The sequence below is a fragment of the Nocardioides sp. LHG3406-4 genome (assembly GCF_049897745.1).
Lineage (GTDB): Bacteria > Actinomycetota > Actinomycetes > Propionibacteriales > Nocardioidaceae > Nocardioides.
On record NZ_JAFCWV010000006.1, the window covers coordinates 1 to 23,864 of the forward strand.

At 71.3% G+C, this 23,864-nt stretch carries 23 protein-coding genes; 16 read left to right on the top strand and 7 right to left on the bottom strand.

The genetic code is table 11. The annotated features are described in order from the left end of the window. Window positions 1-228 (top strand): integrase core domain-containing protein (locus tag ACP7BP_RS18640; protein WP_426246779.1); only part of this gene is annotated, 228 nt, incomplete at its 5' end. Here the strand turns inward: ACP7BP_RS18640 and ACP7BP_RS18645 are convergent. Continuing rightward, on the bottom strand, window positions 225-971 hold the full coding sequence (locus ACP7BP_RS18645) for a class E sortase (RefSeq protein WP_426246781.1): 747 nt from the start codon (window positions 969-971) through the stop codon (window positions 225-227). The two genes, ACP7BP_RS18640 and ACP7BP_RS18645, sit on opposite strands and share 4 nt — an antisense overlap. An 82-nt stretch (window positions 972-1,053) precedes the next feature. Here ACP7BP_RS18645 and mgrA point away from each other — a divergent pair, with 82 nt between their 5' ends. Both mgrA and ACP7BP_RS18655 read left to right on the top strand, forming a co-directional pair. Beyond that, window positions 1,054-2,091 (top strand): L-glyceraldehyde 3-phosphate reductase, encoded by a 1,038-nt coding sequence (mgrA, locus tag ACP7BP_RS18650; protein ID WP_426246782.1) that lies wholly within the window; start codon window positions 1,054-1,056, stop codon window positions 2,089-2,091. Window positions 2,092-2,301: 210 nt separating this feature from the next. Next, window positions 2,302-2,577, top strand: coding sequence for a hypothetical protein (locus ACP7BP_RS18655; protein WP_426246784.1), 276 nt, complete (start codon window positions 2,302-2,304; stop codon window positions 2,575-2,577). A gap of 122 nt (window positions 2,578-2,699) precedes the next feature. Here the strand turns inward: ACP7BP_RS18655 and ACP7BP_RS18660 are convergent, their stop codons facing one another. Next, on the bottom strand, window positions 2,700-3,845 hold the full coding sequence (locus ACP7BP_RS18660; protein ID WP_426246786.1) for an acyl-CoA dehydrogenase family protein: 1,146 nt from the start codon (window positions 3,843-3,845) through the stop codon (window positions 2,700-2,702). A 12-nt stretch (window positions 3,846-3,857) separates the two neighbouring features. Then, window positions 3,858-5,012: an acyl-CoA dehydrogenase family protein gene (locus tag ACP7BP_RS18665; RefSeq protein ID WP_426246788.1), complete on the bottom strand. Its 1,155-nt coding sequence runs from the start codon at window positions 5,010-5,012 to the stop codon at window positions 3,858-3,860. A 123-nt stretch (window positions 5,013-5,135) separates the two neighbouring features. Here ACP7BP_RS18665 and ACP7BP_RS18670 point away from each other — a divergent pair, with 123 nt between their 5' ends. The 4 genes from ACP7BP_RS18670 to ACP7BP_RS18685 all read left to right on the top strand — a co-directional run bounded on the left by ACP7BP_RS18670 (window position 5,136) and on the right by ACP7BP_RS18685 (window position 9,429). Beyond that, the gene (locus ACP7BP_RS18670) at window positions 5,136-6,827 is read left to right on the top strand and encodes an ABC-F family ATP-binding cassette domain-containing protein (RefSeq protein WP_426246790.1); all 1,692 of its coding nucleotides are present in this window, start codon (window positions 5,136-5,138) and stop codon (window positions 6,825-6,827) included. Then, window positions 6,824-7,843 (top strand): GNAT family N-acetyltransferase, encoded by a 1,020-nt coding sequence (locus ACP7BP_RS18675; RefSeq protein WP_426246792.1) that lies wholly within the window; start codon window positions 6,824-6,826, stop codon window positions 7,841-7,843. The genes ACP7BP_RS18670 and ACP7BP_RS18675 overlap by 4 nt, the downstream gene beginning before the upstream one ends. Window positions 7,844-7,975: 132 nt before the next feature. After that, window positions 7,976-8,671, top strand: a complete 696-nt coding sequence (locus tag ACP7BP_RS18680) for a hypothetical protein (RefSeq protein WP_426246794.1) — start codon at window positions 7,976-7,978, stop codon at window positions 8,669-8,671. After that, window positions 8,668-9,429, top strand: a complete 762-nt coding sequence (locus tag ACP7BP_RS18685; protein WP_426246796.1) for a cobalt transporter — start codon at window positions 8,668-8,670, stop codon at window positions 9,427-9,429. Before ACP7BP_RS18680 ends, ACP7BP_RS18685 begins: the two co-directional genes overlap by 4 nt. 95 nt (window positions 9,430-9,524) lie before the next feature. Here ACP7BP_RS18685 and ACP7BP_RS18690 read toward each other — a convergent pair whose 3' ends face one another. Further along, on the bottom strand, window positions 9,525-10,814 hold the full coding sequence (locus ACP7BP_RS18690) for a S1C family serine protease (protein ID WP_426246798.1): 1,290 nt from the start codon (window positions 10,812-10,814) through the stop codon (window positions 9,525-9,527). A gap of 118 nt (window positions 10,815-10,932) precedes the next feature. On the opposite strand from ACP7BP_RS18690, the gene ACP7BP_RS18695 reads away from it, so the two are divergent. Both ACP7BP_RS18695 and ACP7BP_RS18700 read left to right on the top strand, forming a co-directional pair. Beyond that, a complete protein-coding gene (locus tag ACP7BP_RS18695) occupies window positions 10,933-11,907 on the top strand; it encodes a YihY/virulence factor BrkB family protein (RefSeq protein WP_426246800.1) in 975 nt (324 codons plus the stop codon). Between the two features lie 162 nt (window positions 11,908-12,069). After that, window positions 12,070-13,368, top strand: coding sequence for an HNH endonuclease (locus tag ACP7BP_RS18700; RefSeq protein ID WP_426246802.1), 1,299 nt, complete (start codon window positions 12,070-12,072; stop codon window positions 13,366-13,368). 165 nt (window positions 13,369-13,533) lie between these two features. On the opposite strand, the gene ACP7BP_RS18705 is transcribed toward ACP7BP_RS18700, so the two are convergent. Beyond that, a complete protein-coding gene (locus ACP7BP_RS18705) occupies window positions 13,534-14,859 on the bottom strand; it encodes a citrate synthase (protein ID WP_426246804.1) in 1,326 nt (441 codons plus the stop codon). A gap of 315 nt (window positions 14,860-15,174) precedes the next feature. Here ACP7BP_RS18705 and rplM point away from each other — a divergent pair, with 315 nt between their 5' ends. From rplM to glmM, 3 genes are read left to right on the top strand one after another with little or no spacing between them, the layout of a single operon-like run. Continuing rightward, complete coding sequence (rplM, locus tag ACP7BP_RS18710) at window positions 15,175-15,618, top strand: 50S ribosomal protein L13 (RefSeq protein ID WP_426246805.1); 444 nt, start codon at window positions 15,175-15,177, stop codon at window positions 15,616-15,618. 13 nt (window positions 15,619-15,631) lie between these two features. Next, window positions 15,632-16,171 (top strand): 30S ribosomal protein S9, encoded by a 540-nt coding sequence (rpsI, locus tag ACP7BP_RS18715; RefSeq protein WP_426246806.1) that lies wholly within the window; start codon window positions 15,632-15,634, stop codon window positions 16,169-16,171. Window positions 16,172-16,188: 17 nt separating this feature from the next. After that, window positions 16,189-17,535, top strand: a complete 1,347-nt coding sequence (gene glmM, locus ACP7BP_RS18720) for a phosphoglucosamine mutase (protein WP_426246808.1) — start codon at window positions 16,189-16,191, stop codon at window positions 17,533-17,535. A gap of 3 nt (window positions 17,536-17,538) precedes the next feature. Here the strand turns inward: glmM and ACP7BP_RS18725 are convergent, their stop codons facing one another. After that, window positions 17,539-18,573, bottom strand: a complete 1,035-nt coding sequence (locus ACP7BP_RS18725; protein ID WP_426246810.1) for a DUF4082 domain-containing protein — start codon at window positions 18,571-18,573, stop codon at window positions 17,539-17,541. Window positions 18,574-18,695: 122 nt separating this feature from the next. Continuing rightward, the gene (gene coaA / locus ACP7BP_RS18730) at window positions 18,696-19,664 is read right to left on the bottom strand and encodes a type I pantothenate kinase (RefSeq protein ID WP_426246811.1); all 969 of its coding nucleotides are present in this window, start codon (window positions 19,662-19,664) and stop codon (window positions 18,696-18,698) included. Window positions 19,665-19,753: 89 nt separating this feature from the next. Between coaA and glmS the strand changes: the two genes are divergently transcribed. The 4 genes from glmS to ACP7BP_RS18750 all read left to right on the top strand — a co-directional run bounded on the left by glmS (window position 19,754) and on the right by ACP7BP_RS18750 (window position 23,852). Further along, window positions 19,754-21,598, top strand: a complete 1,845-nt coding sequence (gene glmS / locus ACP7BP_RS18735; RefSeq protein WP_426246813.1) for a glutamine--fructose-6-phosphate transaminase (isomerizing) — start codon at window positions 19,754-19,756, stop codon at window positions 21,596-21,598. A 2-nt stretch (window positions 21,599-21,600) separates the two neighbouring features. Beyond that, window positions 21,601-21,954, top strand: coding sequence for a holo-ACP synthase (locus ACP7BP_RS18740; protein ID WP_426246814.1), 354 nt, complete (start codon window positions 21,601-21,603; stop codon window positions 21,952-21,954). A gap of 68 nt (window positions 21,955-22,022) precedes the next feature. Next, a complete protein-coding gene (locus ACP7BP_RS18745; protein ID WP_426246816.1) occupies window positions 22,023-22,319 on the top strand; it encodes a LysM peptidoglycan-binding domain-containing protein in 297 nt (98 codons plus the stop codon). 156 nt (window positions 22,320-22,475) lie between these two features. Next, window positions 22,476-23,852 carry an NAD(P)H-hydrate dehydratase gene (locus tag ACP7BP_RS18750; protein WP_426246818.1) on the top strand — a complete coding sequence of 459 codons (1,377 nt, stop codon included), beginning with the start codon at window positions 22,476-22,478 and terminating at the stop codon, window positions 23,850-23,852. The last annotated feature ends 12 nt before the right edge of the window (window positions 23,853-23,864 follow it).

Here is a 23,864-nt window from a genome sequence, read left to right on the forward strand (position 1 = left end):
CACAAGCGCACACGACCGCGACGACCCCAGACGAACGGCAAGATCGAACGACTCCATCGCACCATGGGCGACGGCTGGGCCTACAAGAAGCTCTACAACTCCGAAGCCGCCAGACGAGCCGCGCTGGCAGGATGGCTGCACCAGTACAACCACCACCGGCCCCACTCAGCCCTCGGTGGCCTTCCACCCATCACCCGGTTGGACAACCTGGCTGGGCATCACAGCTAGGCGCGTCCCGCCTTCACGAGCACGCCGATCTTGTCGATGCGGTGCTCGGGGTTGTCGAACTCGTCGGCCCAGTAGTTGCCCGCGGCGTGGTCCTCGATGGTGGCGCAGGTCGAGAGCGTGATCATGGGCCGCCTCGCCTCGACTCCGGGGCGGCCGGGCACGGGTGCGCGTTGCGCGTCCAGCGACCTCGCGGACCGGAACGACGTCCAGCGGGTGCGGCGCACCTCGTAGACGAAGACGGCGTCACCCGACCGCACCCGGATCCGGTCGCCCCGCTCCAACGATGGTGAGTAGCGCAGTGGTGCGGAGCTGCTGAGCCGGTGTCCGGTGACGAGGAAGTTGCCGATCTCGCCCGGGCCGACGCCGCCGCGCGGCCCTCGGGGGGAGGCCATGTCACCGGCGTTCTGAATGGCGGTGCCGGTCGCGTCGTCCGGGGAGCCGGGGTAGCGGCGTACCGGGAAGTCGTGCAGGTCGAGGGCATCGATCGTGACGTACGAGTGTCGGGGCTCGGGCTCGGGCTCGCGCTCGGGCGGGGACACCGGTGGCTGCGTCTGGGTCGGTGTCGACGGGGGTACGGATGAGGGCGTGGGGGCCGGGGTCGCGGACGGGGGCGGCGGGGGCGACGACGCGGGAGCGGTGCGCGGAGCAGGGGTGTCCTGGGCGGGGTCGTCCTCGCTGCAGCCCGCGGCGACGAGCACCGTGCAGGCGGCGACGATGCCCGCCCAACGGCGGGTCGAGGACATGCCGTCACGCTAGCCGGGACGCGCAAGCGCTCGAGGGAGATGCGGCCTGCTTCGGCTCGGGAGTGCCTCGTAGGTTGGGGCCATGAGCTACGACGCAGCCCCCGACCGGTACGACGTCCACGACGGCGCCATGGCCTACCGCTTCTCCGGCCGCAGCGGACTCAAGCTGCCGCTCCTCTCGCTGGGCCTGTGGCAGAACTTCGGCGACGACCGCTCCGAGGAGACCCAGCGCGCGATCCTGCGCCGTGCGTTCGACCGCGGCGTCACGCACTTCGACCTCGCCAACAACTACGGCCCGCCCTACGGCCGCGCCGAGGAGAACATGGGGCGCTACCTCAAGGACGACTTCGCGCCGTACCGCGACGAGCTGGTGATCTCCACCAAGGCCGGCTACGACATGTGGCCCGGCCCCTATGGCCAGGGTGGTGGCTCGCGCAAGTACGTCCTGGCCAGCCTCGACCAGTCGCTGGCGCGGCTGGGGCTCGACTACGTCGACATCTTCTACAGCCACCGCTACGACGCGGAGACCCCCGTGGAGGAGACGATGACGGCCCTCGACACGGCGGTGCGCTCGGGCCGGGCGCTGTACGCCGGCATCTCGTCGTACTCCGCGACCAGGACCGCCGAGGCCGCCTCGATCGCCCGCGACCTCGGCACTCCGCTGCTCATCCACCAGCCGTCGTACTCCATGCTCAACCGCTGGATCGAGCCCGAGCTCCTCGACGAGCTCGAGCGGCAGGGCATGGGCTGCATCGTGTTCACGGCGTTGGCGCAGGGGCTGCTGACGGACCGCTACCTCGAGGGGGTGCCCCCCGACTCGCGGGCCGCGCGCGACGACTCCTCGATCGCGGGACTCGAGGAGACGGTGCTCGAGCGGGTGCGCGCGCTCAACGAGATCGCCCTGGGTCGTGGCCAGAAGCTCGCCCAGCTCGCCCTGCAGTGGGCGGTCCGCGATCCTCGCGTCACCTCGGCGGTCATCGGTGCCTCGTCGGTGGCGCAGCTCGACACCAACCTCGACGCGCTGGCGTTCCCCGACCTCACCGACGACGAGCTCGCCGCGATCGACCGGCACGCCGTCGACTCCGGCATCAACCTGTGGGCGGAGTCCGCCGAGGAATGACCCGCCTCCTCCCTCGTTGAGTTGCGCCTGCGTACCCGTTGAGTTGCGTCGGCGTACCCGTTGAGTTGCGCGTGCGTACCCGACGAGTTGCGTCGGCGTACCCGACGTGGTGCGGGAGGCGACTCGACAGGAACGGAGACGCGACTCGACAGGCACGGGGGCGCAACTCAACGGGAACGGGGGCGCAACTCAACGGGTAACGTCGCGGACATGGCTGACGAGATCTCGGCGGAGGAAGTTGTCTACGAGTCTGCCCTCCAGCTGTGGGGGGCCGCGCAGACGGACTTCGACCCCTATCAGGTCCCACCGAGCGAGTGGGATCCGGCGGTGGTGGTGCGTGACGCCGACATCGCCACTGACACGAAGCTGGAGCTGGACGTGGTGCGAGAGTGCCTCCGCAAGCTCGACGGCAGTCGGCTCGTGGTCGGGCACGACGCCGGCACCAGGTCGGTCGAGGCGCCCATCAGCGAGGGCGGCGCTCCGTAGCCTGGTGGGCTCTGGGGCGCCTTGGCTTCGAGGCTCGTCGCTGGCGCTCCTCGCACCTCAGCCAGCGGCGCACCTCAGCCGGCGGCGCACCTCAGCCAGCGGCGCACCTCACCGAGCGGCGGTCAGGTGAGTGGGTCGAGCGCTCCGTGCTCGGTGACCGTCGACGCCAGCCTGCCGAGCTGGAACCCGCCGTCACCGAACAGGTGGTCGAGCATGGTGAGCTGGGCCAGGTGGGCGCCGACGGCGTACTCCGCGGTCATGCCGATGCCCCCGTGCAGCTGGATGGCCTCCTGGCCGATGTGCCGGCCGACGCGGCTGACCTGCAGGGCGACCCGGGAGGCGGCGTCGGCCAGCGCGTCGGGGTCACCCTGCGCGACCACCATCGTCGCCCAGTCGACCATGCTGACCGCGAGCTCCTGCGAGACGTACATATCGGCCGCCCTGAAGGTCAGCGCCTGGAACGTGTTGAGCGTGACGCCGAACTGCTTGCGGCTCTTCAGGTAGTCGGTCGTCATCGCGAGGGCGGTCTGCATCGAGCCCAGCGCCTGGTTGGCCGCCATCACCCGGGCGATGTCCTGCACGGTCGCGATGCTCGCGGTGACGTCCAAGCCGGCCGTCCCGAGCGGCGTCGCGGCGGTGCCGTCCAGGCCGATGCGCGCGACCCGGCTGCCGTCGTACGCCGCGTAGCCGGTGCGGTCGGCGTCGTCGCCGGACACCAGGAAGAGGCCGGTGCCGCCGTCGGGCAGCGCAGCGCTCACGACGAGTACGTCGGCCCGGGCGCCGTGGGGCACCGGCTCCTTGACGCCGGTCAGCGTCCACGACGCGCCGTCGTCGGAGGCCGCTGCCGTGACCGCAGCTGCCGTCGGACCCCACCGGCGGCCCGGCTCGTCGTGCGCGAACGCGAGCACGCTGTCGCCCGCTGAGAGCGCTCCTAGCATCTCGGCGCGCTGCTCTTGGCTGCCACAGGCCGCCACCAGGCCACCGGCCAGCACGACCGAGGCGAGGTAGGGCTCGGGCGCGACCACCCGGCCGAGCTCGCGGCAGACGATCCCGATCTCGACGGGTCCGGCGCCGACGCCGCCGTCCTCCTCCGCGAACGGCAGGCCCAGCAGCCCCATGTCGGCCATCCGCGACCAGAGGCTCTCGTCGAAGCCCGGGTCGCCGGCCACGGCCTTGCGCCGGCTCTCGAAGTCGGCGTACGCCGCACCGACCAGGCCTCGGACGGCGTCGCGGAGCGCGACCTGCTCGTCGTCGTAGGTGAAGTCCATGTGCAGGTCCCTTCAGAGTCCGAGGATCGTGCGGGAGATGATCTGTCGCTGCACCTCGTTGGACCCGCCGTAGATCGAGGCCTTGCGGAGGTTGAGGTAGGTCGGCGTGGCCCGCCGCGCCCAGCCCTCGAGGTCGGAGTCGTCGCCGGCGCCGCTGCCCAGCGAGCCCGGCCCGGCCAGGTCGACGACCAGCTCGCTCACGGCCTGCTGCAGCACGGACCCCCTGAGCTTGAGCACCGACGAGGCGGGGTGCGGCTCCCCGCCGGCCGAGTGCGCCGCGACGCGCAGGGCGGTCAGCTCGAGCGCGAGCAGGTCGTTCTCGAGCTCGGCGATGCGGGCACGCAGCAGCGGATCCTCGGCGATCACGTCGGCCGCCAGCTCCTTGGCGTGGGCCAGGGACTGCTTGGTCGCGCCGACGGGAGCCACCCCGACACGCTCGTTGCCGAGCAGGAACTTCGCGATGGTCCAGCCGCCGTTCAGCTCGCCGACGAGGTTGCCACCCGGCACCCGCACGTCGTCGAACCACACCTCGTTGACCTCGTGGCCGCCGTCGATCAGCTGGATCGGCCTCACCTCGACGCCGGGCGTCGTCATGTCGATGAGCAGCATCGAGATGCCGGCCTGCTTCTTCGCCTCGGGGTCGGTGCGCACGAGCGTGAAGATCCAGTCGGCGTGCTGGCCCAGGGTGGTCCACGTCTTCTGGCCGTTGACCACCCAGTCGTCCCCGTCGCGCACGGCGCTCGTGCGCAGCGACGCGAGGTCGGATCCGGCGTCGGGCTCGGAGAACCCCTGCGCCCACCAGATGTCGAGGTTGGCGGTCTTCGGCAGGAACTTCCGCTTCTGCTCCTCCGAGCCGAACTGGGCCAGGACCGGCCCGATCATCGAGGCGTTGAAGGCCAACGGGGTCGGCACGCCGGCGCGTTGCATCTCCTCGAACCACAGGTGCCGCTGCAGCTCGGACCAAGCGCGGCCGCCGTACTCCTCCGGCCAGTGGGGTACGGCGAGGCCCGCGGCGTTGAGCACCCGCATGCTCTCGACCAGCTGGTCCTTGGTGAGCTCGCGTCCCTCCCTGACCGTCGCTCGGATCTCCTCGGGGACCTGCGTGGTGAAGAAGTCGCGCATCTCCTGCCGGAATGCCCGGTCCTCCTCGGACAGTTCGAGCTGCATCTGCTCCAGCCTCTCTCGCGGCGTCGTCTACACGCATCATGTCGGGTCGGTGGTGGCCGGGCGCGGGTCGCCCGGGACAAACGTGGTGCGAAGAGCGGTCCCGGTGCCGGACAATGGTCGGTCGTGGGTCACGTGGATGTCGCCGGAGTGCGTTACGAGCTGCCCGACGGGCGGGTGCTGCTCGACGACGTCAGCTTCCGAGTCGGCGACGGCGCCAAGGTCGCGCTGGTCGGCGCCAACGGTGCCGGCAAGACGACGCTGCTGCGCATCGTGACCGGCGAGCTGATGCCGCACGCGGGCGCGGTCACCCGCAGCGGCGGGCTGGGCGTCATGCGGCAGTTCGTCGGACACGGGGGTGCCGACGAGACCGTCGCCGACCTGCTCATGTCGGTCGGGCCGCCCGACGTGCGCCGGGCGGCCGAGGAGGTCGACGCCTGCGAGCTGCGGCTGATGGAGCACGACGACGAGAAGACCCAGATGCGCTACGCCGGCGCGCTCTCCGACTTCGCCGACGCCGGTGGCTACGACATCGAGGTCGTCTGGGACGTGTGTACGACGGCTGCCCTGGGTGTGCCGTACGACCGAGCGAGGCACCGCGACCTGCGTACTCTCTCGGGCGGTGAGCAGAAGCGGCTGGTGCTGGAGTACCTCCTGCGCGGGCCCGACCAGGTGCTGCTGCTCGACGAGCCCGACAACTACCTCGACGTGCCGGGCAAGATCTGGCTGGAGGAGCGGATCCGGGAGTCGGCGAAGACGATCCTCTTCGTCAGCCACGACCGTGAGCTGCTCGCCAACACCGCCACGCGCATCGTCACCGTCGAGCTGGGCAGCGCCGGCAACCTCGTGTGGACCCATCCGGGCGGCTTCGAGAGCTACCACCGGGCTCGCGAGGAGCGCTTCGCGCGCTTCGAGGAGCTGCGCAAGCGGTGGGACGAGGAGTTCGCCAAGCTGCGCGCGCAGATGCTGATGTACAAGCAGAAGGCGGCGTACAACTCCGACATGGCCAGCCGCTACCAGGCCGCGCAGACCCGGCTGCGCAAGTTCGAGGAGGCCGGGCCGCCGACCGAGCAGCCGCGCGAGCAGCAGGTGAAGATGCGCCTCAAGGGCGGCCGGACCGGGAAGCGGGCCGTGGTCTGCACCGATCTCGAGCTGCGTGGCCTGATGAGGCCGTTCGACCTCGAGGTCTGGTACGGCGAGCGGGTGGCCGTGCTCGGCTCGAACGGCTCAGGCAAGTCGCACTTCCTGCGACTGCTGGCCGCCGGCGGCAGCGACCCCGACGTCGAGCACCGGCCCGTCGGAGAGGTGCCGATCAAGCCCGTCGACCACACCGGGAAGGCCAAGCTGGGTGCGAGGGTGCGTCCGGGCTGGTTCGTGCAGACCCACGAGCATCCCGAGCTGCGTGGCCGCACGCTGCTCGACGTGCTCCATCGCGGCGACGGGTCCGCCGGAGGCAGGCAGGGCATGGGGCGCGAGCAGGCCGCCCGGGTGCTCGACCGCTACGAGCTCGCCCACGCCGGCGAGCAGGCCTTCGAGTCGCTGTCGGGGGGCCAGCAGGCCCGCTTCCAGATCCTGCTGCTCGAGCTCTCCGGGGCGACGCTGCTCCTCCTGGACGAGCCGACCGACAACCTCGACGTGCAGAGCGCGGAGGCGCTGGAGGCCGGTCTCGCGGCGTTCGACGGCACGGTCATCGCGGTCACCCACGACCGCTGGTTCGCCCGCTCGTTCGACCGGTTCCTGGTCTACGGCGCCGACGGCTCGGTCTACGAGTCCGACGGTCCGGTCTGGGACGAGGGACGAGTGGAGCGAGCGCGATGAGTCTCGAGATCGTGCCGGTGAGCCCCGACGACGAGGACCTCTTCTCGCGGTGGCACGCAACCTACCTGGCGGCCAACGTGCACGAGGTCGGTCGATTCCACGCCTGCTGGGCCCTGCCCGAGCTGCGCGTGTCGATGGAGCCGAGCCGGCGTCGCTGGTCGGCGGGCTACGCGGGCCTCGAGGGCGGTCGCGTGGTGGTCGCCGGCTTCGTCGCGATGCCACTGCTCGACAACCTCGACGCCGCACTGGTCCAGGTGCACACGCTGCCCGAGGCCCGGCGTCGTGGCCATGGCACGGCGATGCTGGCCGTGCTGGAGCAGGTCGCTCGGAGCCACGGCCGCACCCGGCTCGACTCCGAGGCGACCTACCCGTACGCGGCGGGCCCGGCCGGCGACGGTATGCCTGCCGTGGCGTTCGCCCACGGGCACGGCTACACCTTCGGCCTCAGCGACGTGGAGCGCGAGCTGGCCCTGCCGGTGGGTGACGACCTGCTCGTCGCGCTGGCGGCGGAGGCGGCCGACGCGCACGCGTCGTACACCCTGCGCAGCTGGGTCGGTGCGGTGCCCGACGAGCTGGTGACGAGCTGGCTGGAGCTGTCGGCCACGCTGATGACCGAGTCGCCGACGGGGGAGATGGAGCTCGAGGACGAGGCGGTCGACGTCGATGCCCTGCGCGAGGCCGAGGAGCAGCAGGTGCGGCAGGGCCGCGAGCGCTTCCACACGGCCGCCCTCGACTCCGACGGCACCGTGGTGGCCTACACCGACCTCGTGACGACCATCCACGAACCCGGCCGTGCCTACCAGTGGGGCACGCTCGTCCGCCGCGCCGACCGCGGCCACCGGCTCGGCCTGGCCGTGAAGGTCGCGAACCAGGCGCAGCTGCAGCGGCTGCGTCCCGACATCACTCACCTGACCACCTTCAACGCCGAGGTCAACACCCACATGATCGGCGTCAATGAGCGGCTCGGCTTCGAGCCGGTGGCGAGGCTGGCGGAGTTCCAGAAGCGAGTCGGCTGAGCTCCGAGACCAGGTGTTCATCTCCGCAGCACTGGAGGGACACGTGCGCGTCGGGCCCCGTTGGATCGGTCCTCGACACTCCTCGTACCGCTCGCCCTGGAGCGCCCGCTCGCCGTCGCCCCCGAAGGATCCATGTCCTCTCTCCGCATCCGCTCGACGCTGCGACGCACGGTCCTCGCGGTGGCCGCCCTGGTCGCCCTGGTGCTCGTCCCGGCGCAGCCGGCTGCGACGCACCCGTTCGGCGACCCGCAGACGCTCGCGATCAGCCGGAAGGACGACACGACCGTCAGGCTGCAGTGGAGCGCGGCCGCCGACGACCTGACCTCGCTCGCCCTGCGTCTGGACCTGCTGGAGTCACCTCGGACCTACGTCTACAAGGACGGCGCGCTGGTGCCCGAGGAGTCCGACGAGAGTGACGCGGAGGCCCTGGCGGCATCCACGGAGTTCGGCGCCTACCTGCTGGAGCGGATGGCCGTCGAGCAAGGGGGTACGGCGTGCGCCGGCCAGGTCGCACCCGTGGAGGATCTGGCGGCGGAGGGTGCAGCCGTCGACTTCGCCTGCCCGGAGCCGGTGTCAGAGGTCGACATCCGCACGCAGATGCTCCTCGACGTGGACCCGGCCTACCGCACCCTCGCCACGGGTCCGGGAGGTGCCACGCACGTCTACAGCGCCCAGTCCGAGAGCCATTCCTTCCAGCTGGTCGGTGAGCCGGCCGGCGCCGATGCTTCAGAGCGTGGCGCCCTGACGCTGTTCGCGTGGGCAGGCGGCGGAGCCGCCGCCCTGGTCGCGGTCGTGCTGGTCCTGCGCCGGCGGCGCCCGGCGCCATGACCTGGTCAGACCTCGACCCGGGGGCCCTGGCCGACCGGATGATCGGCTTCGCCGAGTCGCCGGGCTTCCCGCCGACGGCGCTCCTGGTCGCGTTCGTGGCCGGTGTCGCCCACGCCGTGCAGCCGGGGCACGGCAAGACGCTCGCGGCGGCGTACCTGGTCGGGTCCCGGGGCCGGGCGCGGGACGCGGCGTACCTGGGAGGCAGCGTCGCGGTGATGCACACCGTCTCCTCGCTGGCGATCGCCTTGGCCTGGACGTTCCTCTCCCTGGCCGACTGGATGCCGCTGGACGCGCTGACCGGTGGGCTGGGCGTCGTCGCCGGCCTGGTGGTGGTGGTGCTGGGCGTCTGGATGCTGTGGCGCTGGCGTCGCGCCGCGAATCACGGGCACGGACATGGGCACGGGCACGGGCACGGGCACGGTCCCGAAGCGGACCGGCCCGGGCTGTGGCTGCTCGGCATCTCGGGTGGGCTGGTGCCCTCACCGGCCGCGTTCCTGCTGCTGGTGACCGGGATCTTCAGCGGGCGCAGCGGCTTCGCCCTGCTCATGGTGGTCACGTTCGGCATCGGCATGGCGGTGGTGCTGTTCACGGTCGGACTGGTCGCCCTGTGGGGGAGGACCTTCGTGCTGCGTGGATTCGCGTCCCGAGGCTGGCTGCACCACGCCACCCGGGTCGGCCCGCTGGTGGTGGCCGGCGCGGTCACCGTCGCCGGCTGCGCGATCACCGCCAACGCGGTGGTCAACCTCGCCGGCACCTGAGCAGCCCCTGCGGGACGTCATACGGATCGGGGAGCGGGTCCACTCTCCGTATGACGTCCCGGGGGGCCAGGACGCGGTGACTCAGCCGCGGCGACTCAGGAGTCGGCCCGTTCCGCGTCGGAGTCGAGCGTCAGGTCGGTGGTGTGCTCGTCGCCGTCCCGGCTGTAGGTCACGGTGACCTTGTCGCCCGGCCGGTAGGAGCGGATCGTGGCGACGAGGTCGTCCGCGCTGTCGATCAGGGTCTCGTCGACCTTGGTGATCACGTCACCGGACTCGAGCCCGGCGTCCGCGGCCGTGGAGCCCTCGGTGAGCGACTCGACCCGCGCGCCGACCTCGCCCGTCGGGGGCTGGCTCTCCTGGCCACCGGACAGGCCGGGCTGCTGACCCTGCGCACGCGACGCGTCGGAGACCTTGATGCCCAGCCGCGCGTGGGTCGGGGTGTCGCCCTTGATCATCTGGTCGACGATCGGCATGACCTCGTCGATCGGGATCGCGAAGCCGAGGCCGATCGAACCGGCCTCCTGCTGTACGGCGCCCGAGGCGGTGCGGATCGAGGAGTTGATGCCGATCACGCTGCCGGTCATGTCGACCAGCGGGCCGCCGCTGTTGCCCGGGTTGATCGCCGCATCGGTCTGGATCGCGGGGTACGTCGTGGTGTTGCCGGCGTCGTCGGAGCCGACGTTCACCGGCCGCGCGAGGGCACTGACGATGCCGCTGGTGACGGTGGCGTCGAGGCCGAAGGGCGACCCGATGGCGACGACGCCCTGGCCCACGGCGAGGTTGGCCGACTTGCCGATGGTGGCCGGGGTGAGGCCCGAGACATCCTGGGCCTTGATGACCGCGGTATCGGTGAGCGGGTCGGTCCCGAGCACGGTGGCGTCGGCCCGCGATCCGTCGCTGAAGGCGACGGTGATCGAGCCGTCCTCGCCGGCGGCGTCGACGACGTGGTTGTTGGTCAGGATGGTGCCGTCCTCACTGAGCACGATCCCCGAACCGGACCCGGCCGAGCCGCTGCCGACGACCTCGATCTTCACGACCGAGGGCAGCACCGACGAGGCCACATCCTGCACCGAGCCCGGCTCGGCGGGAGTCGAGCCCTGGTCGACCACCTGGCTGGTGCGGGTGGCGGTGGTCGAGGAGCTGCTCGTGTCGTCGCCCTGCCACGCGTCGTACGCCGCGGCGCCACCGAACCCTGCCCCGCCGCCGACGACCAGGGACGCGGCGATGACGGCCGCCGCGAAGCCCGCTCCACGGCGGTGCCCGTCTCGGGGCGTGACCTCGCGCTGGGGAGTGGGCTGCGTCGCGGGTGCCGGACCGAAGGCGCTGGTCCGGTTCTCGTCGGGACCGGACTGACCGTAGAAGCTGGGGGGAGGCGTCTCGTTCATGTCCTCGACGATGCCCGACCGGGCTGTGAGCAGCCTGAGACTGCGCTGCGGGTTCTCTGAGGTCTGGTCCTGCTTTTCGCACCCAGGGCTGGCCGTCTCCCGCACATAGAGTCTGCACATGACCACGGCGCGCACCGTCCCGGTGACCACCGAGATGGACGGCGACGAGCTCGACGCCGAGGACGCCTGGCACCTGGCTCGGCGCCACGGCCTGCGCACGATCCTGGTGAGCTCCTTCGTGCGCTTCCGGTACGGCGACGGGTTCACCAACAGCCGGGCGCTGGCGCTGCAGACCTGTCTCGCGGTGGTGCCGTTCATGCTGGCCGTGTCCGGCCTGGCCGCCGACATCGACGACGAGCGCTCGGCCCGGGTGGTGGCGACGACCATCAACGCGGTGTCGCCGGCCTCCGGGGGAGACGACGCGCTCGTCGACGCGCTGACCGCCGGCTCGGAGAAGGGCGGTGAGCTGGCCCTGGCGCTCGGCCTGGCGTTCGCGGTGGTCTCGATGATCACAGCCATGGGCCAGGTCGAGCGCGGCAGCAACCGCATCTACGGCATCCGGCGCGACCGGCCGGCACTCCGCAAGTACGGCCGTGCGGCGGTCCTCACCGCCCTGCTGGCCGTTCCCGTCGGTCTCGGCTTCCTGCTGCTGGTCGCCGGCGGCGCGTTGGGGGACGCCATGGTCAGCGAGTACGGGTGGACGACCGGGCAACGGGCCACGTGGAACCTGGTGCGCTGGCCGGTCGGGCTGGTGATGCTGGTCGTCACCATCGCCGTGCTCTTCGACCATTCCCCACGACGACGCCAGCCGGCGCTGTCGTGGCTCGCTCTGGGAGCCGCGATCACGGTGGTCCTCAGCATGGCGGCGGCCGCCGGGCTCGCGGCGTACGTCAACGTCAGTGGGTCGTTCAGCAGCACCTACGGCCCCCTCGCAGGCGTCGTCGCGCTGCTGGTGTGGAGCCTGCTCTCGTCGATCTCCCTCTTCTTCGGCGTCGCGGTGTGTGCCCAGCTCGAGGCGCTGCGCGGCGACGATCCGCGGCCGGCGTACGACGACCCCGGGCCGCCCCGCCATGAGCAGCCCGCCGACGGGTAGATGCACTCGCTGGCTGGACTGTGTCGCTGGTTGAGGTGCGAGGAGGTCGCTGGTTGAGGTGCGAGGAGCGCAGCGACGAGCCTCGAAACCAAGACCCCCGAGTATCCACAGGCACCCGAATCGGGACGCCGAAATGTCGGTGGTCCCTGGTTGGCTTCTCGTATGGCGATCACCACCAGCGAGCTCCCCGACACCGCATCCGCGGTGCTGGCGTTCGCGCGTTCCCGCCGGGCTGCGGCTGATCGCGCGGAGGCGGAGTTGCTGGTCGCAGCCTGTGAGTGGGCCGACCTGCACCCTCCCGAGACGGTGTCGGATGCGGCCGCGTTCACGGTGCCGGGTGGCGGTGAGCATGAGGAGCCGGTCGCCGGCCCGGGCGCACCACTGGTCGCGGAGTTCTGCATTCCCGAGTTCGGTGCCGTCCTCGGCCTGTCCACCACCGCGGCGAAGCAGCTGATCGGCCAGGCCCTCGAGCTGCGGCACCGGCTCCCGAGGTTGTGGCGCCGGGTCCAGGCCGGTGACCTCCCGGCGTGGCGGGCCAGGCGGGTCGCGGAGACCACCATCCACGCCGGGTTGTCACCCCAGGCGGCGGCGTACGTCGACGCCCAGCTGACCCCGTTCGCACACCGCACCACGACCACCGCGGTGGACCGGCTGGTGGACGCGGCCATCGCCCGGTACGAACCCGCCCGCGCCGCCGAGACGGCCCGGCTCGCCGCCGACGGTAGGCATGTGACCATCGAGGACCAGCAGGTCTCGTTCGCGGGGACGATGCGGGTCACCTCGGAGCTCGACCTCGCCGACGCCCTCGACTTCGGTGCCGCCATCACCCACGGCGCCGAGACGCTCCAGACACTCGGGTCCGAGGAGTCCCTCGATGCCCGGCGGGCCGCCGCGGTCGGAGAGCTGGCGCGCACGCAGCTGTCGCTCGACCTGGCCGCGTCGCCGCCGGTTGAGGAGGTTGCGCAGCAACCGTCTCGAAACCAAGGCACCCCACCCGCACCCGCCCGGCAGGTGGTCCTGCACGTGCACCTGACCGAGGGTGACCCGGTCGCCCGGCTCGAGCCCGGCACCCTGACCACCCTCGACCAGGTCCGGCACTGGTGCACCCGCTCGCACACCCAGGTGGTGGTGAAACCCGTCCTCGACCTCCACCAGCCGATCGAGTGCGACGGCTACCAGCCCTCGGCCCGGCTCCGCGAGCAGGTGATCCTCCGCGACCGCACGTGCGTGTTCCCCTGGTGCACGAGACCCGCCCGAGCCTGTGACCTCGACCACATCGTCCCCTGGGAGACCGGCGGACCCACCGACACCACCAACCTCGCCGCCCTGTGCCGCCGACACCACCGCCTCAAGACCCATTCGGCCTGGACCTATCAACGCACCGGCCCCGCGGCGTACACCTGGACCAGCCCGCACGGCCACACCTACGTCCGCGACGACACCGGCACCGAGCCGGGTTGACCACCACGCCCCACACCCCGCCGAGACCACCTCGGCGGGGCGGACAGACGCGTCTCCGCTCCCACAGACGGCCGGCGGTGATGGTGTCGGCCCCGGGCACCCCTCGGGACGCACAACACCCCGGCAGCCAAGGCTGCCGGGGCGTCGTACTCGAGGAGGATGGGCTCAGGCCCAGCGCTCCGAGGCGGGCACGAAGTCGAGCGTGCGGTCGCCGGTGTAGATCTGCTTGGGCCGGGCGATCTTCTGCTCCTTGTCCTGCACGAGCTCGAGCCACTGCGCGAGCCAGCCGGGGGTGCGGCCGATCGCGAAGAGCACGGTGAACATCTCGGGCGGGAACTGGAAGGCCTCGTAGATCAGGCCGGAGTAGAAGTCGACGTTGGGGTAGAGCTTGCGCTTGACGAAGTACTCGTCCTCCAGCGCGATCTTCTCCAGCTCCTGGGCGATCTCGAGGAGCGGGTTGACCTCGAAGACGTCGTCGCAGGCCTTCTTGATGATCGTGGCGCGCGGGTCGTAGTTCTTGTAGACCCGGTGGCCGAAGCCCATCAGCTTCTCGTTGCCGTTCTTGACGCCCTCGATGAACGCCGGGATCTCGCTCTTGGAGCCGATCCGGCGCAGCATCCGGAGCACGGCCTCGTTGGCGCCACCGTGCAGCGGGCCGAAGAGCGCGCCGACGCCGGCGGCCACGGCGGAGTAGGGGTCGACCTGGGTCGATCCCACGGAGCGCACCGCGTTGGTCGAGGCGTTCTGCTCGTGGTCGGCGTGCAGGATGAACAGCACGTCCAGGGCCTTGACCAGGCGCTCGTCGGCCTCGAACTTCTGCTCGCTCATCTTGAAGAGCATCGAGAGGAAGTTGGCGGTGTAGCTCAGGTCGTTGTCGGGGTAGACGAACGGCTTGCCCTGCGCGTGCCGGAACGACCAGGCGCCCAGGGTCGGCATCTTGGCGATCATCCGGACCATCTGGAGGTGACGGTTCTCGGCGTCGTGGATGTTGCGGGCGTCGGGGTAGAACGTCGACAGCGCCCCGACCGAGGCCATCAGCATGCCCATGGGGTGGGCGTCGTAGCGGAAGCCCTCCATGAACGACTTGACGTTCTCGTGCACGAACGTGTGGTAGGTGATCTCGTGCACCCAGGAGTCGTACTCCGCCTTGCTGGGCAGGGTGCCGTGGATCAGCAGGTAGGCGACCTCGAGGAAGTTCGACTTCTCGGCCAGCTGCTCGATCGGGTACCCGCGATACTCGAGGATGCCCTTCTCGCCGTCGATGTAGGTGACGGCGCTGCGGCAGGACGCGGTGTTGACGAAGCCGGGATCGTAGGTCGCCAGGCCCGGACCCTCGTCGCCGAGCCTGATCTGGCCCAGGTCCGCGGCCTTGATCGTGTTGTCGGTGATGGCAAGGTCGTAGGACTGGCCCGTGCGGTTGTCGCGGACGGTCAGCGAATCGGTGGATGTTTCGGCGGTGGCCTGGACATCGGTGGCCGGTACGTCGGTCACGTCGGCTCCTGTCGTGAAAGTCATCTCTGACTCAGGTGAGTGAACCCACAACGTATTCCTTCATTGGGCAAGACCTCAAAGCAGGTACCCATCCACCGGACGATCGGCGGCCCACGGCGCCGGGTCGGGACGACGTTTTGACCCCCGGGGCGAGGCCCGCGTATCTTTGCTGGTTGCGACTCCTGCCGCGCCACGACCCGCACGGTCGAGGTGCAGACCCGGACGATCTGGAACCGGGCAGTGTTCGTCAGAAGCCGCTGCGCCACCCGGCGTGAGTCGTCTCGCCGGGCCCAACGAACAAGAAGGTAATCAGTCGTGCGCACGTACAGCCCCAAGCCCGCTGACATCCAGCGCGAGTGGCACGTCATCGACGCCACCGACGTGGTCCTGGGACGGCTCTCCGTCCAGGCCGCCAACCTCCTCCGCGGCAAGCACAAGCCGACGTTCGCCCCGCACATGGACATGGGCGACTTCGTCATCATCGTGAACGCCGAGAAGGTCGCCCTTTCGGGCAACAAGAAGGTCACCAAGCTGGCCTACCGCCACTCGGGCTACCCCGGTGGCCTCTCCGCCACGCCGTACGGCGAGCTGCTGGAGAAGGACGCCCGCAAGGCGATCGAGAACTCCGTGTGGGGCATGCTCCCCAAGAACCGCCTCGGCCGTCAGATCATCAAGAAGCTCAAGGTCTACACCGGCCCGGAGCACCCGCACGCGGCCCAGAAGGCCACGCCGTTCGAGATCACCCAGGTCTCCCAGTAATTTCCAAGGACGAGTGAGGAACACCGTGGCTGAGACCACCGAGAACACCGAGACCCAGACCCCCGACGCCGAGGTCGAAGAGACCTTCACGACCGACGAGTCGGGCGTTGCCTACTCTTCCGAGAGCGCTCCGTCGGCCGACGCCCCGCTGCGTCCCGCGACGATCGCGCCCGCAGCGGCCACCGGCCGTCGCAAGGAGGCCGTGGCCCGGGTGCGCATCGTGCCGGGCACCGGCGTGTGGACCGTCAACGGTCGCACCCTGGACTCCTACTTCCCCAACAAGCTGCACCAGCAGGTCGTCAACGAGCCCTTCTCGGAGCTGCAGCTCGAGGGCCGCTTCGACGTCATCGCCCGGATCCATGGCGGCGGCATCACCGGTCAGGCCGGTGCCCTGCGCCTCGGCGTGGCTCGCTGCCTGAACTCCATCGACACCGACGCCAACCGTCCTTCCCTCAAGAAGGCCGGTCTGCTGACCCGCGACGCGCGCGTCATCGAGCGCAAGAAGGCCGGTCTCAAGAAGGCCCGCAAGGCGCCTCAGTTCAGCAAGCGCTGATCGCGGCTGCCGCACAGATGGCACGCCTCTTCGGCACGGACGGGGTCCGGGGCCTGGCCAACGGTCAACTGACCGCTGAGCTGGCCCTGGACCTTTCCGTTTCTGCCGCCCATGTGCTGGCCGACCGCGGCGAGTTCTCCGGACACCGGCCGCTCGCGGTCGTCGGCCGTGACACCCGCATCTCCGGGCAGTTCCTCGAGGCCGCGGTCGTGGCCGGGCTCGCGTCCGCGGGCGTCGACGTACTCCTGCTGGGCGTGCTGCCGACCCCGGGCGTCGCCTTCCTGACCGGCTCGCTGGGGGCCGACCTGGGCGTCATGCTGTCGGCCTCGCACAACCCCATGCCCGACAACGGCATCAAGTTCCTGGCCCGCGGCGGTCGCAAGCTCGACGACGCCGTAGAGATCGCCATCGAGAAGCGCATGGGCGAGCCCTGGCAGCGCCCCACGGGCGGCAAGGTCGGCCGGGTGACGGTGCACGCGCCCGCGATCGACGAGTACGCGGCGCACCTGGACAGCACGATCTCGCACCGGCTCGACGGCCTGACGGTGGTGCTCGACTGCGCCGAGGGCGCCGCCCACGTGGCCGGCCCGCAGGCGCTGCGCGACGCCGGCGCCAACGTCATCGCGATCCACGCCGAGCCCGACGGACTGAACATCAACGACGGGTGCGGGTCCACCCACCTCGAGCCGCTGCGCGCCGCCGTACTCCAGCACGGCGCGGATGCCGGGTTCGCCCTCGATGGCGACTCCGACCGCTGCCTGGCCGTCGACCACGAGGGCAACGTCGTCGACGGGGACCAGATCCTCGCGGTCCTCGCGCTCTCGCTGAAGGAGCAGGGCAGGCTGGCCGACAACACCGTGGTCGCCACGGTGATGAGCAACCTCGGCTTCGTGCAGGCGATGAGGGCCCACGGGGTCGAGGTCCTGCAGACGCGCGTGGGCGACCGCTACGTGCTCGAGGCGATGAAGACCTCCGGCTACAACCTGGGCGGTGAGCAGTCGGGGCACGTCATCCTCAGCGACCACGCGACCACCGGCGACGGCATCCTCACCACCCTGCACGTCCTGGAGCGGATGGCCACCAGCGGCCAGTCGCTGCAGCAGCTCGCCGGGGTGATGACCCGGCTCCCGCAGGTCCTGGTCAACGTGCGCGACATCGACAAGGCGCGCACCGACCAGGACGCCGTCCTCGCCGCGGCAGTCGCCGAGGAGGAGGCCGCCCTCCAGGGACGCGGCCGGGTCCTGCTGCGTCCCTCAGGCACCGAGGAGATGGTGCGGGTGATGGTCGAGGCGCCCACCCTCGACGAGGCGGAGGCGGTCGCCGCCCGGCTCGCCGACGTGGTGAAGGCTCAGCTCACCCTCTGAGGCTCAGCGGGTGCGGAACGTCCAGATCGCATCCTGCCGACCGGCGCGGGTCGGGTTCTGGTCCAGCCGGTGGCCCGTCAGGTCTCGGACCGCGCTGGTGATCCGCACCCGGTACGTCGCCGAGGAACGCAGCTTCGACCGCGGGTCGATCACCACCCGGCGCCGCGCCCCGTCGTACCGCAGGCTCGCCGGCACCGCCTTCGCGCTGCCCTTCCTGGCGAGGCGGACGGTGGCCCGGGTCAGGTCGCCCCGGCGTACCTGCCTGGAGAACGTCGCGGTCACCTTCGCCCCGGTCCTGACCCGCCCGGCTCCCGCGGCCGGCGACGAGGACGTGACCCGGGGCGCCTGCTGCCCCGCTGCGGGCCCGTCGGTCGGAGGCTCGTTGGGCGGGTTGGGGCCTGGCTCCGTGGGCCCGGCGTCGGTGTCCTGCCAGATCGGTGTCACCCAGTAGGTCGAGCTGCGGTAGCCGTTCACCGGGAAGGAGACGCACGGGGCGTCGTCGTAGCAGTGGATGCCGTTCGGGCTCTCGCTCGTCGATCGGAGCGCGGTGACCGGCCCGACCGTGCGGCTGGAGTCCGCGAAGTACCCGTAGCGGAAGGCGTACTTCGTGCCGGGCGTGAAGTACGACGCGACGTACGTCTCGCCGGGCGTGACCGTGACCGGGTCGGCGAAGCGCAGGTCCTCCCACCCGTTGCCGCTGCTCGCCGGGAAGGTGCCCCTGGCCAGCAGGGTCCCGTCGGAGCGCCACAGCGAGCCCCGCACGCTGGCGGGGTCCGCGCGGTAGATGCGGACACCGGTCACCCGCAGCTCCCGCGCCGTCCGGAACCTGACGCCCACCTCCAGTCCGTTCCTGGCGTCGTTGGCGACACAGAAGTCGTTCTCGTCGAGTCGCCACGGACCGCAGTCGTCCGCGGTCTGGTGGGCGGCGAAGCTCTTGGACCACAGCCCCGTAGCCTCGGCCCGCTGGGCCCCGGCTGGAGCGGATGCCACGGTGATCGTGGCGATGACGACGCTGCCGAGCGCGACAGCAGTGCTCATGAACCCCATGTCGTTCCCCCTGGTGTCGGCCAACCCCCTTGGCCTGTGGTCCCGAGAGACCCGGGGGTACCCCGTGTGCCCGACTTCATGCTCTGCGTGGTGGGCTGGGACCGGAGATGTTCCTACAGCTTGCGCAGCCGCACGTAGCGCACCGAGTGGTCGGCGTCCTTGCGCAGCACCAGCGTGGCGCGGCTGCGGGTGGGCAGCACGTTCTGGTTGAGGTTGGGGCCGTTGATGGTGTCCCAGATGCGCCCGGCCTCCGCCACCGCCTCCTCGGGGGTGAGCGCGGCGTACTTCGCGAAGTACGACGACGGGTCCTGGAAGGCCGTCTCGCGCAGCCACTGGAACCGGTCGACGTACCACTTGCGGATGTCGCTCGTGGCCGCGTCGACGTAGACGCTGAAGTCGAAGAAGTCGCTCACCGCCAGGCCGGTGCGGCCGTCGTCGCGGGTCCGGGCCGGCTGGAGGACGTTGAGCCCCTCGATGATCACGATATCGGGGCTCTTGACCACGACGCGCTCGTGGGGCACGACGTCGTAGACGAGGTGGGAGTAGATCGGGGCCTCGACCTCGTCCCGGCCGGACTTGATGTCGACGACGAACCTCAGCAGCGCCTTGCGGTCGTAGGACTCCGGGAAGCCCTTGCGGTGCAGGATGCCGCGCCGTTCCAGCTCGGCGTTGGGCAGCAGGAAGCCGTCGGTCGTCACCAGCGCGACGTGGGGGTGCTCGGGCCAGTGGGCGAGCATCTGCTGCAGCACGCGCGCGGTCGTCGACTTGCCGACCGCCACCGAGCCGGCCAGCCCGATCACGAAGGGAGTGCGCGGCGGCGTCTGGCGGTGCAGGAACTCCTCCTGCTCGCGGTGCAGCCGCCCGGCACCGGCGACGTACAGGCTGAGCAGCCGCGACAGGGGCAGGTAGACCTGCTCGACCTCGTTGAGGTCCAGGAAGTCGCCGAGGCCGCGCAGGCTGTTCACCTCGCCGGGCGTGAGGGGGCTCTCGGTCTCGCGGGCCAGCGCCGCCCACGCGGCACGGTCCAGCTCGACGTACGGCGAGGCCTCCTGGGAGCCGGTGCTCCCCGCGGCGTCAGACATGCGGGCATTGTTGCAGTGCGCACCGTGGCGGGCTCGGGGAGCCTCGCCGATGGCGTCGGCGGGTGACGCGCCGAATAGACTGCGCCCCCATGTGCGGAATCGTGGGCTACGTCGGTGCCAAGCAGGCTGAAGGTGTCGTGATCCAGGGTCTGCGACGCCTGGAGTACCGCGGCTACGACTCCGCCGGCATCGCGCTCGCCCATGAGGGGCGGGTCGCCTCCGACAAGCGGGCGGGCAAGCTGGCCAACCTCGAGAAGGCGATCCAGGAGACCCCGCTCCCGGAGTCGACTACGGGCATCGGCCACACCCGCTGGGCCACGCACGGTGCCCCCAACGACGTCAACGCCCACCCGCACCTGGGCCGCACCGGCCGGCTGGCCGTCGTGCACAACGGGATCATCGAGAACTTCGCGAGCCTGCGCACCGAGCTGGAGGACGCCGGCCACGAGATGCTGTCGGAGACCGACACCGAGATCGCCGCGCACCTGCTGGAGATCGAGGTCGCGGGGGGCGCGGACCTGACCACCGCCATGCAGAACGTCTGCCGCCGTCTGGAGGGTGCGTTCACGCTGGTCGCCCTCGACGCCGAGGACCCCGCCCGCGTGGTCGCCGGCCGCCGCAACTCGCCGCTGGTCGTCGGCCTCGGCGACGGCGAGAACTTCCTGGGCTCCGACGTGGCGGCCTTCATCGAGCACACCCGGGAGGCGATGGAGCTCGACCAGGACCAGGTCGTCACGATCACCCGCGAGGCCGTCAGCGTCAGCGGCTTCGACGGCACGCCGGCCGAGGGCCGCCGCTACCACGTCGACTGGGACCTCACCGCCGCCGAGAAGGACGGTCACGACTGGTTCATGCGCAAGGAGATCTACGAGCAGCCACAGGCCGTGGCCAACTCGCTGCTGGGCCGCCGCAACGCCGACGGCCTGCTGCAGCTCGACGAGATGCGCCTCTCCGACGACGACCTGCGCGACATCGACAAGATCATCATCATCGCCGCCGGGACGTCGTTCTACGCCGGCATGGTGGCCAAGTACGCCATCGAGCACTGGACCCGGATCCCGGTCGAGGTCGAGCTGGCCAGCGAGTTCCGCTACCGCGACCCGATCCTGACCCACTCGACCCTCGTCGTCGCCATCAGCCAGTCGGGCGAGACGGCCGACACCCTGCAGGCGATCCGGCACGCGCGCGTGCAGCGCTCCAAGGTGCTCGCGATCTGCAACACCAACGGGTCCACGATCCCGCGCGAGTCCGACGGGGTGATCTACACCCACGCCGGCCCCGAGATCGGCGTGGCGTCGACCAAGGGCTTCCTGACCCAGCTGGTCGCCTGCTACCTCCTCGCGCTCTACCTCGCCCAGGTCAAGGGCACCCGCTACGGCGACGAGATCACCCGGGTCATGGACCAGCTCGACCAGATGCCCGAGCACATCCAGACGGTGCTCGACTCCGACGAGACGATCTACGCGCTCGCCCGCGAGTACGTCGACGCGAAGTCCGTGCTCTTCCTCGGCCGGCACGCCGGCTACCCGGTGGCGCTCGAGGGTGCCCTCAAGCTCAAGGAGATCGCCTATCTCCACGCCGAGGGCTTCGCCGCGGGCGAGCTCAAGCACGGACCGATCGCGCTGGTCGAGCCCGGGCTCCCCGTGCTCTGCATCGTCCCGCCCCGGGGCCGCGACCAGCTCCACGAGAAGATGCTGAGCGGCATCCAGGAGGTGCGCGCGCGAGGCGCTCGCACGCTGTGCATCGCCGAGGAGGGGGACGAGTCGATCGTCCCCTACGCCGACGTGCTGATCCCGGTGCCTGCGGTGCCGGTGCTGCTCCAGCCGTTGGTGTCGGTGATCCCGCTGCAGCTCTTCGCCTGCGAGCTGGCCACCCAGCTCGGCCACGACGTCGACCAGCCCCGCAACCTCGCCAAGTCCGTGACGGTCGAGTAGCGGTGGCCGTCGTCGGGATCGGCATCGACGTCGTGGACGTCGAGCGCTTCGGCATCTCGCTGGAGCGCACCCCAGCACTTCGCGAGCGGCTCTTCACGCCCGAGGAGTCCACCCGGGCGCTGGCCTCGCTGGCCGCGCGCTTCGCCGCCAAGGAGGCCATGGCCAAGGCGCTCGGCGCGCCCGTGGGGCTCGACTGGCACGACGCAGAGATCGTCTCCGAGGAGACCGGCCGGCCCCGCTTCGAGATGCGGGGCACCGTGGCTGCCCGGGCCGCCGAGCTGGGTGTCGGCTCGGTGCACGTGTCCTTGTCCCACGACGCGGGCATCGCCTCGGCCGTCGTCGTCCTCGAGGCCTGAGCGCCTTCCGCCGGCCCTCGCGCGCGAGATAGCGTGCGGCGTCGACCGACGAACAGGAGTGGGGACGCATGGGTTTCCTGGACAGCCTCAAGGGTGCCCGGAAGAAGGACGTCGCCCCGGCGCCGACGGTCGCCGAGCCCGAGCCGACCACCAGCGAGCCGACCACCAGCGAGCCGGGCGCGGAGCCGGCGGTGAACGAGTCGGCGGGGCCCACCTCACGCATCCACACCGTGAAGCCGGGGGAGGCCCTCGGTGACATCGCCGAGCGCTACGGCGTCGACTCGCTCGACATCGCCCGGCTCAATGCCATCGAGGATCCCCACCTGATCTTTCCCGGGCAGGTCTTCAAGATCCCGACCGGCTGAGGTGCCCGACTTCCACCGCCTGAGCCCGGGGGAGCGGTGACCTAGCCACGTTCTCGAAGCCCGGGACGGTGGCTGGCGCACCGCTGTCGGGCGGTATGGGGCTGTCGGGCGGTACGGCGCTGCGGGGCAACCAGCTGCGGGGCCTAGGTTGGTCGGATGCGCCACGCCCACACCGTCGAGCAGGTCCGGTCCGCGGAGGCGGCACTGCTGGCGACGCTGCCCGACGGAGCGCTGATGGCGCGGGCGGCAGCCGGGCTGGCCGCCGCCCTCGTCGACCACCTGGGCGGGGCCTACGGCCGTCGCGTCCTGCTGCTGGTCGGTCCGGGTGACAACGGCGGCGACGCGCTCTACGCCGGCGCGCAGCTCGCACGCCGGGGCGCCCAGGTCGACGCGCTGCTCGTGGCCGACCGGGCACACGACGCAGGCCTGGCGGCGCTCACGGCTGCGGGCGGGCGGGTCGTCGCGGAGGTCCCGGAGCGGGTGGACGTGGTCGTCGACGCCGTCGTGGGCATCGGCGGACGGCCCGGGCTCAGCCCTGGCGCACAGGCGGCGCTGGACGCCGTTCGGAACGTCCCCGTGGTCGCGGTCGACGTGCCCTCGGGTGTCGACGTCGACACCGGCGAGACGCCCGGCTCCCACGTGCGCGCCGACCTCACCGTCACCTTCGGCACCCACAAGGTCGCCCACCTCGTCGACCCGGCCGCCACGGCCTGCGGTGCCGTCCACCTCGTCGACCTCGGGCTGGATCTCCCCAGCGCCGCGGTCAGCGCGCTCCAGCCCCACGACGTACGCCGCCTGCTCCCGGTGCCGAAGCCCGACGGCCACAAGTACACGCGAGGCGTGGTCGGGGTGCGTGCCGGGTCCGCCGCCTACCCCGGCGCCGCCCTGCTCTGCGTCGCCGGCGCGGCGAGCGGGCTGGCCGGCATGGTCCGGTACGTCGGCTCCGACGAGGCCGCGGCCCGCGTGCACGACGCTCACCCCGAGGTGGTGGGGGGCGGCCGCGTCCAGGCGTGGGTCGTCGGCCCCGGCACCGACACCGACGCGGCGGACGCGCTGGCCGGGGCTCTGGCCGACGGCGTACCCACCGTGGTCGACGCCGATGCCCTCGCGCACGTCACCGGCCCGGTCGCGTCGGCCCTGGTCCTCACCCCGCACGCCGGGGAGCTGGCGCGGATGGTCGGCGTCGACCGCGGTGAGGTCGAGGCCTCCCCGCTGCGGCACGCCCGGGCCGCCGCCGAGCGGTACGCCGCCGTCGTGCTCCTCAAGGGCCGGCGCACGCTCGTCGCGGCACCCGGCGGAGGCGTCCGCGTCACCACCACCGGGGTGCCCTGGCTGGCCACTGCGGGCGCGGGTGACGTGCTGGCCGGCCTGATCGGCGCGCTGCTCGCCGCGGGTCTGGACCCGTTCGACGCCGCGTCGGTCGGCTCGTGGCTGCACGGCGCGGCAGCGACCCTGGCGAGCGGCGGCGGCCCGATCGTGGCGGGTGACGTCGCCGCCGCGCTGCCGGACGTGGTGCGTCGGCTCCGACCGTGAATGGGAGAATCC

Bases quoted from the DNA above. Each gene is read 5' to 3' on its own strand.
- ACP7BP_RS18645 (WP_426246781.1), bottom strand. From the start codon at position 971: ATGTCCTCGACCCGCCGTTGGGCGGGCATCGTCGCCGCCTGCACGGTG.
- mgrA (WP_426246782.1), top strand. From the start codon at position 1,054: ATGAGCTACGACGCAGCCCCCGACCGGTACGACGTCCACGACGGCGCC.
- ACP7BP_RS18655 (WP_426246784.1), top strand. From the start codon at position 2,302: ATGGCTGACGAGATCTCGGCGGAGGAAGTTGTCTACGAGTCTGCCCTC.
- ACP7BP_RS18660 (WP_426246786.1), bottom strand. From the start codon at position 3,845: ATGGACTTCACCTACGACGACGAGCAGGTCGCGCTCCGCGACGCCGTC.
- ACP7BP_RS18665 (WP_426246788.1), bottom strand. From the start codon at position 5,012: ATGCAGCTCGAACTGTCCGAGGAGGACCGGGCATTCCGGCAGGAGATG.
- ACP7BP_RS18675 (WP_426246792.1), top strand. From the start codon at position 6,824: ATGAGTCTCGAGATCGTGCCGGTGAGCCCCGACGACGAGGACCTCTTC.
- ACP7BP_RS18680 (WP_426246794.1), top strand. From the start codon at position 7,976: ATGTCCTCTCTCCGCATCCGCTCGACGCTGCGACGCACGGTCCTCGCG.
- ACP7BP_RS18685 (WP_426246796.1), top strand. From the start codon at position 8,668: ATGACCTGGTCAGACCTCGACCCGGGGGCCCTGGCCGACCGGATGATC.
- ACP7BP_RS18690 (WP_426246798.1), bottom strand. From the start codon at position 10,814: ATGAACGAGACGCCTCCCCCCAGCTTCTACGGTCAGTCCGGTCCCGAC.
- ACP7BP_RS18695 (WP_426246800.1), top strand. From the start codon at position 10,933: ATGACCACGGCGCGCACCGTCCCGGTGACCACCGAGATGGACGGCGAC.
- ACP7BP_RS18700 (WP_426246802.1), top strand. From the start codon at position 12,070: ATGGCGATCACCACCAGCGAGCTCCCCGACACCGCATCCGCGGTGCTG.
- glmM (WP_426246808.1), top strand. From the start codon at position 16,189: ATGGCACGCCTCTTCGGCACGGACGGGGTCCGGGGCCTGGCCAACGGT.
- ACP7BP_RS18725 (WP_426246810.1), bottom strand. From the start codon at position 18,573: ATGAGCACTGCTGTCGCGCTCGGCAGCGTCGTCATCGCCACGATCACC.
- coaA (WP_426246811.1), bottom strand. From the start codon at position 19,664: ATGTCTGACGCCGCGGGGAGCACCGGCTCCCAGGAGGCCTCGCCGTAC.
- glmS (WP_426246813.1), top strand. From the start codon at position 19,754: ATGTGCGGAATCGTGGGCTACGTCGGTGCCAAGCAGGCTGAAGGTGTC.
- ACP7BP_RS18745 (WP_426246816.1), top strand. From the start codon at position 22,023: ATGGGTTTCCTGGACAGCCTCAAGGGTGCCCGGAAGAAGGACGTCGCC.
- ACP7BP_RS18750 (WP_426246818.1), top strand. From the start codon at position 22,476: ATGCGCCACGCCCACACCGTCGAGCAGGTCCGGTCCGCGGAGGCGGCA.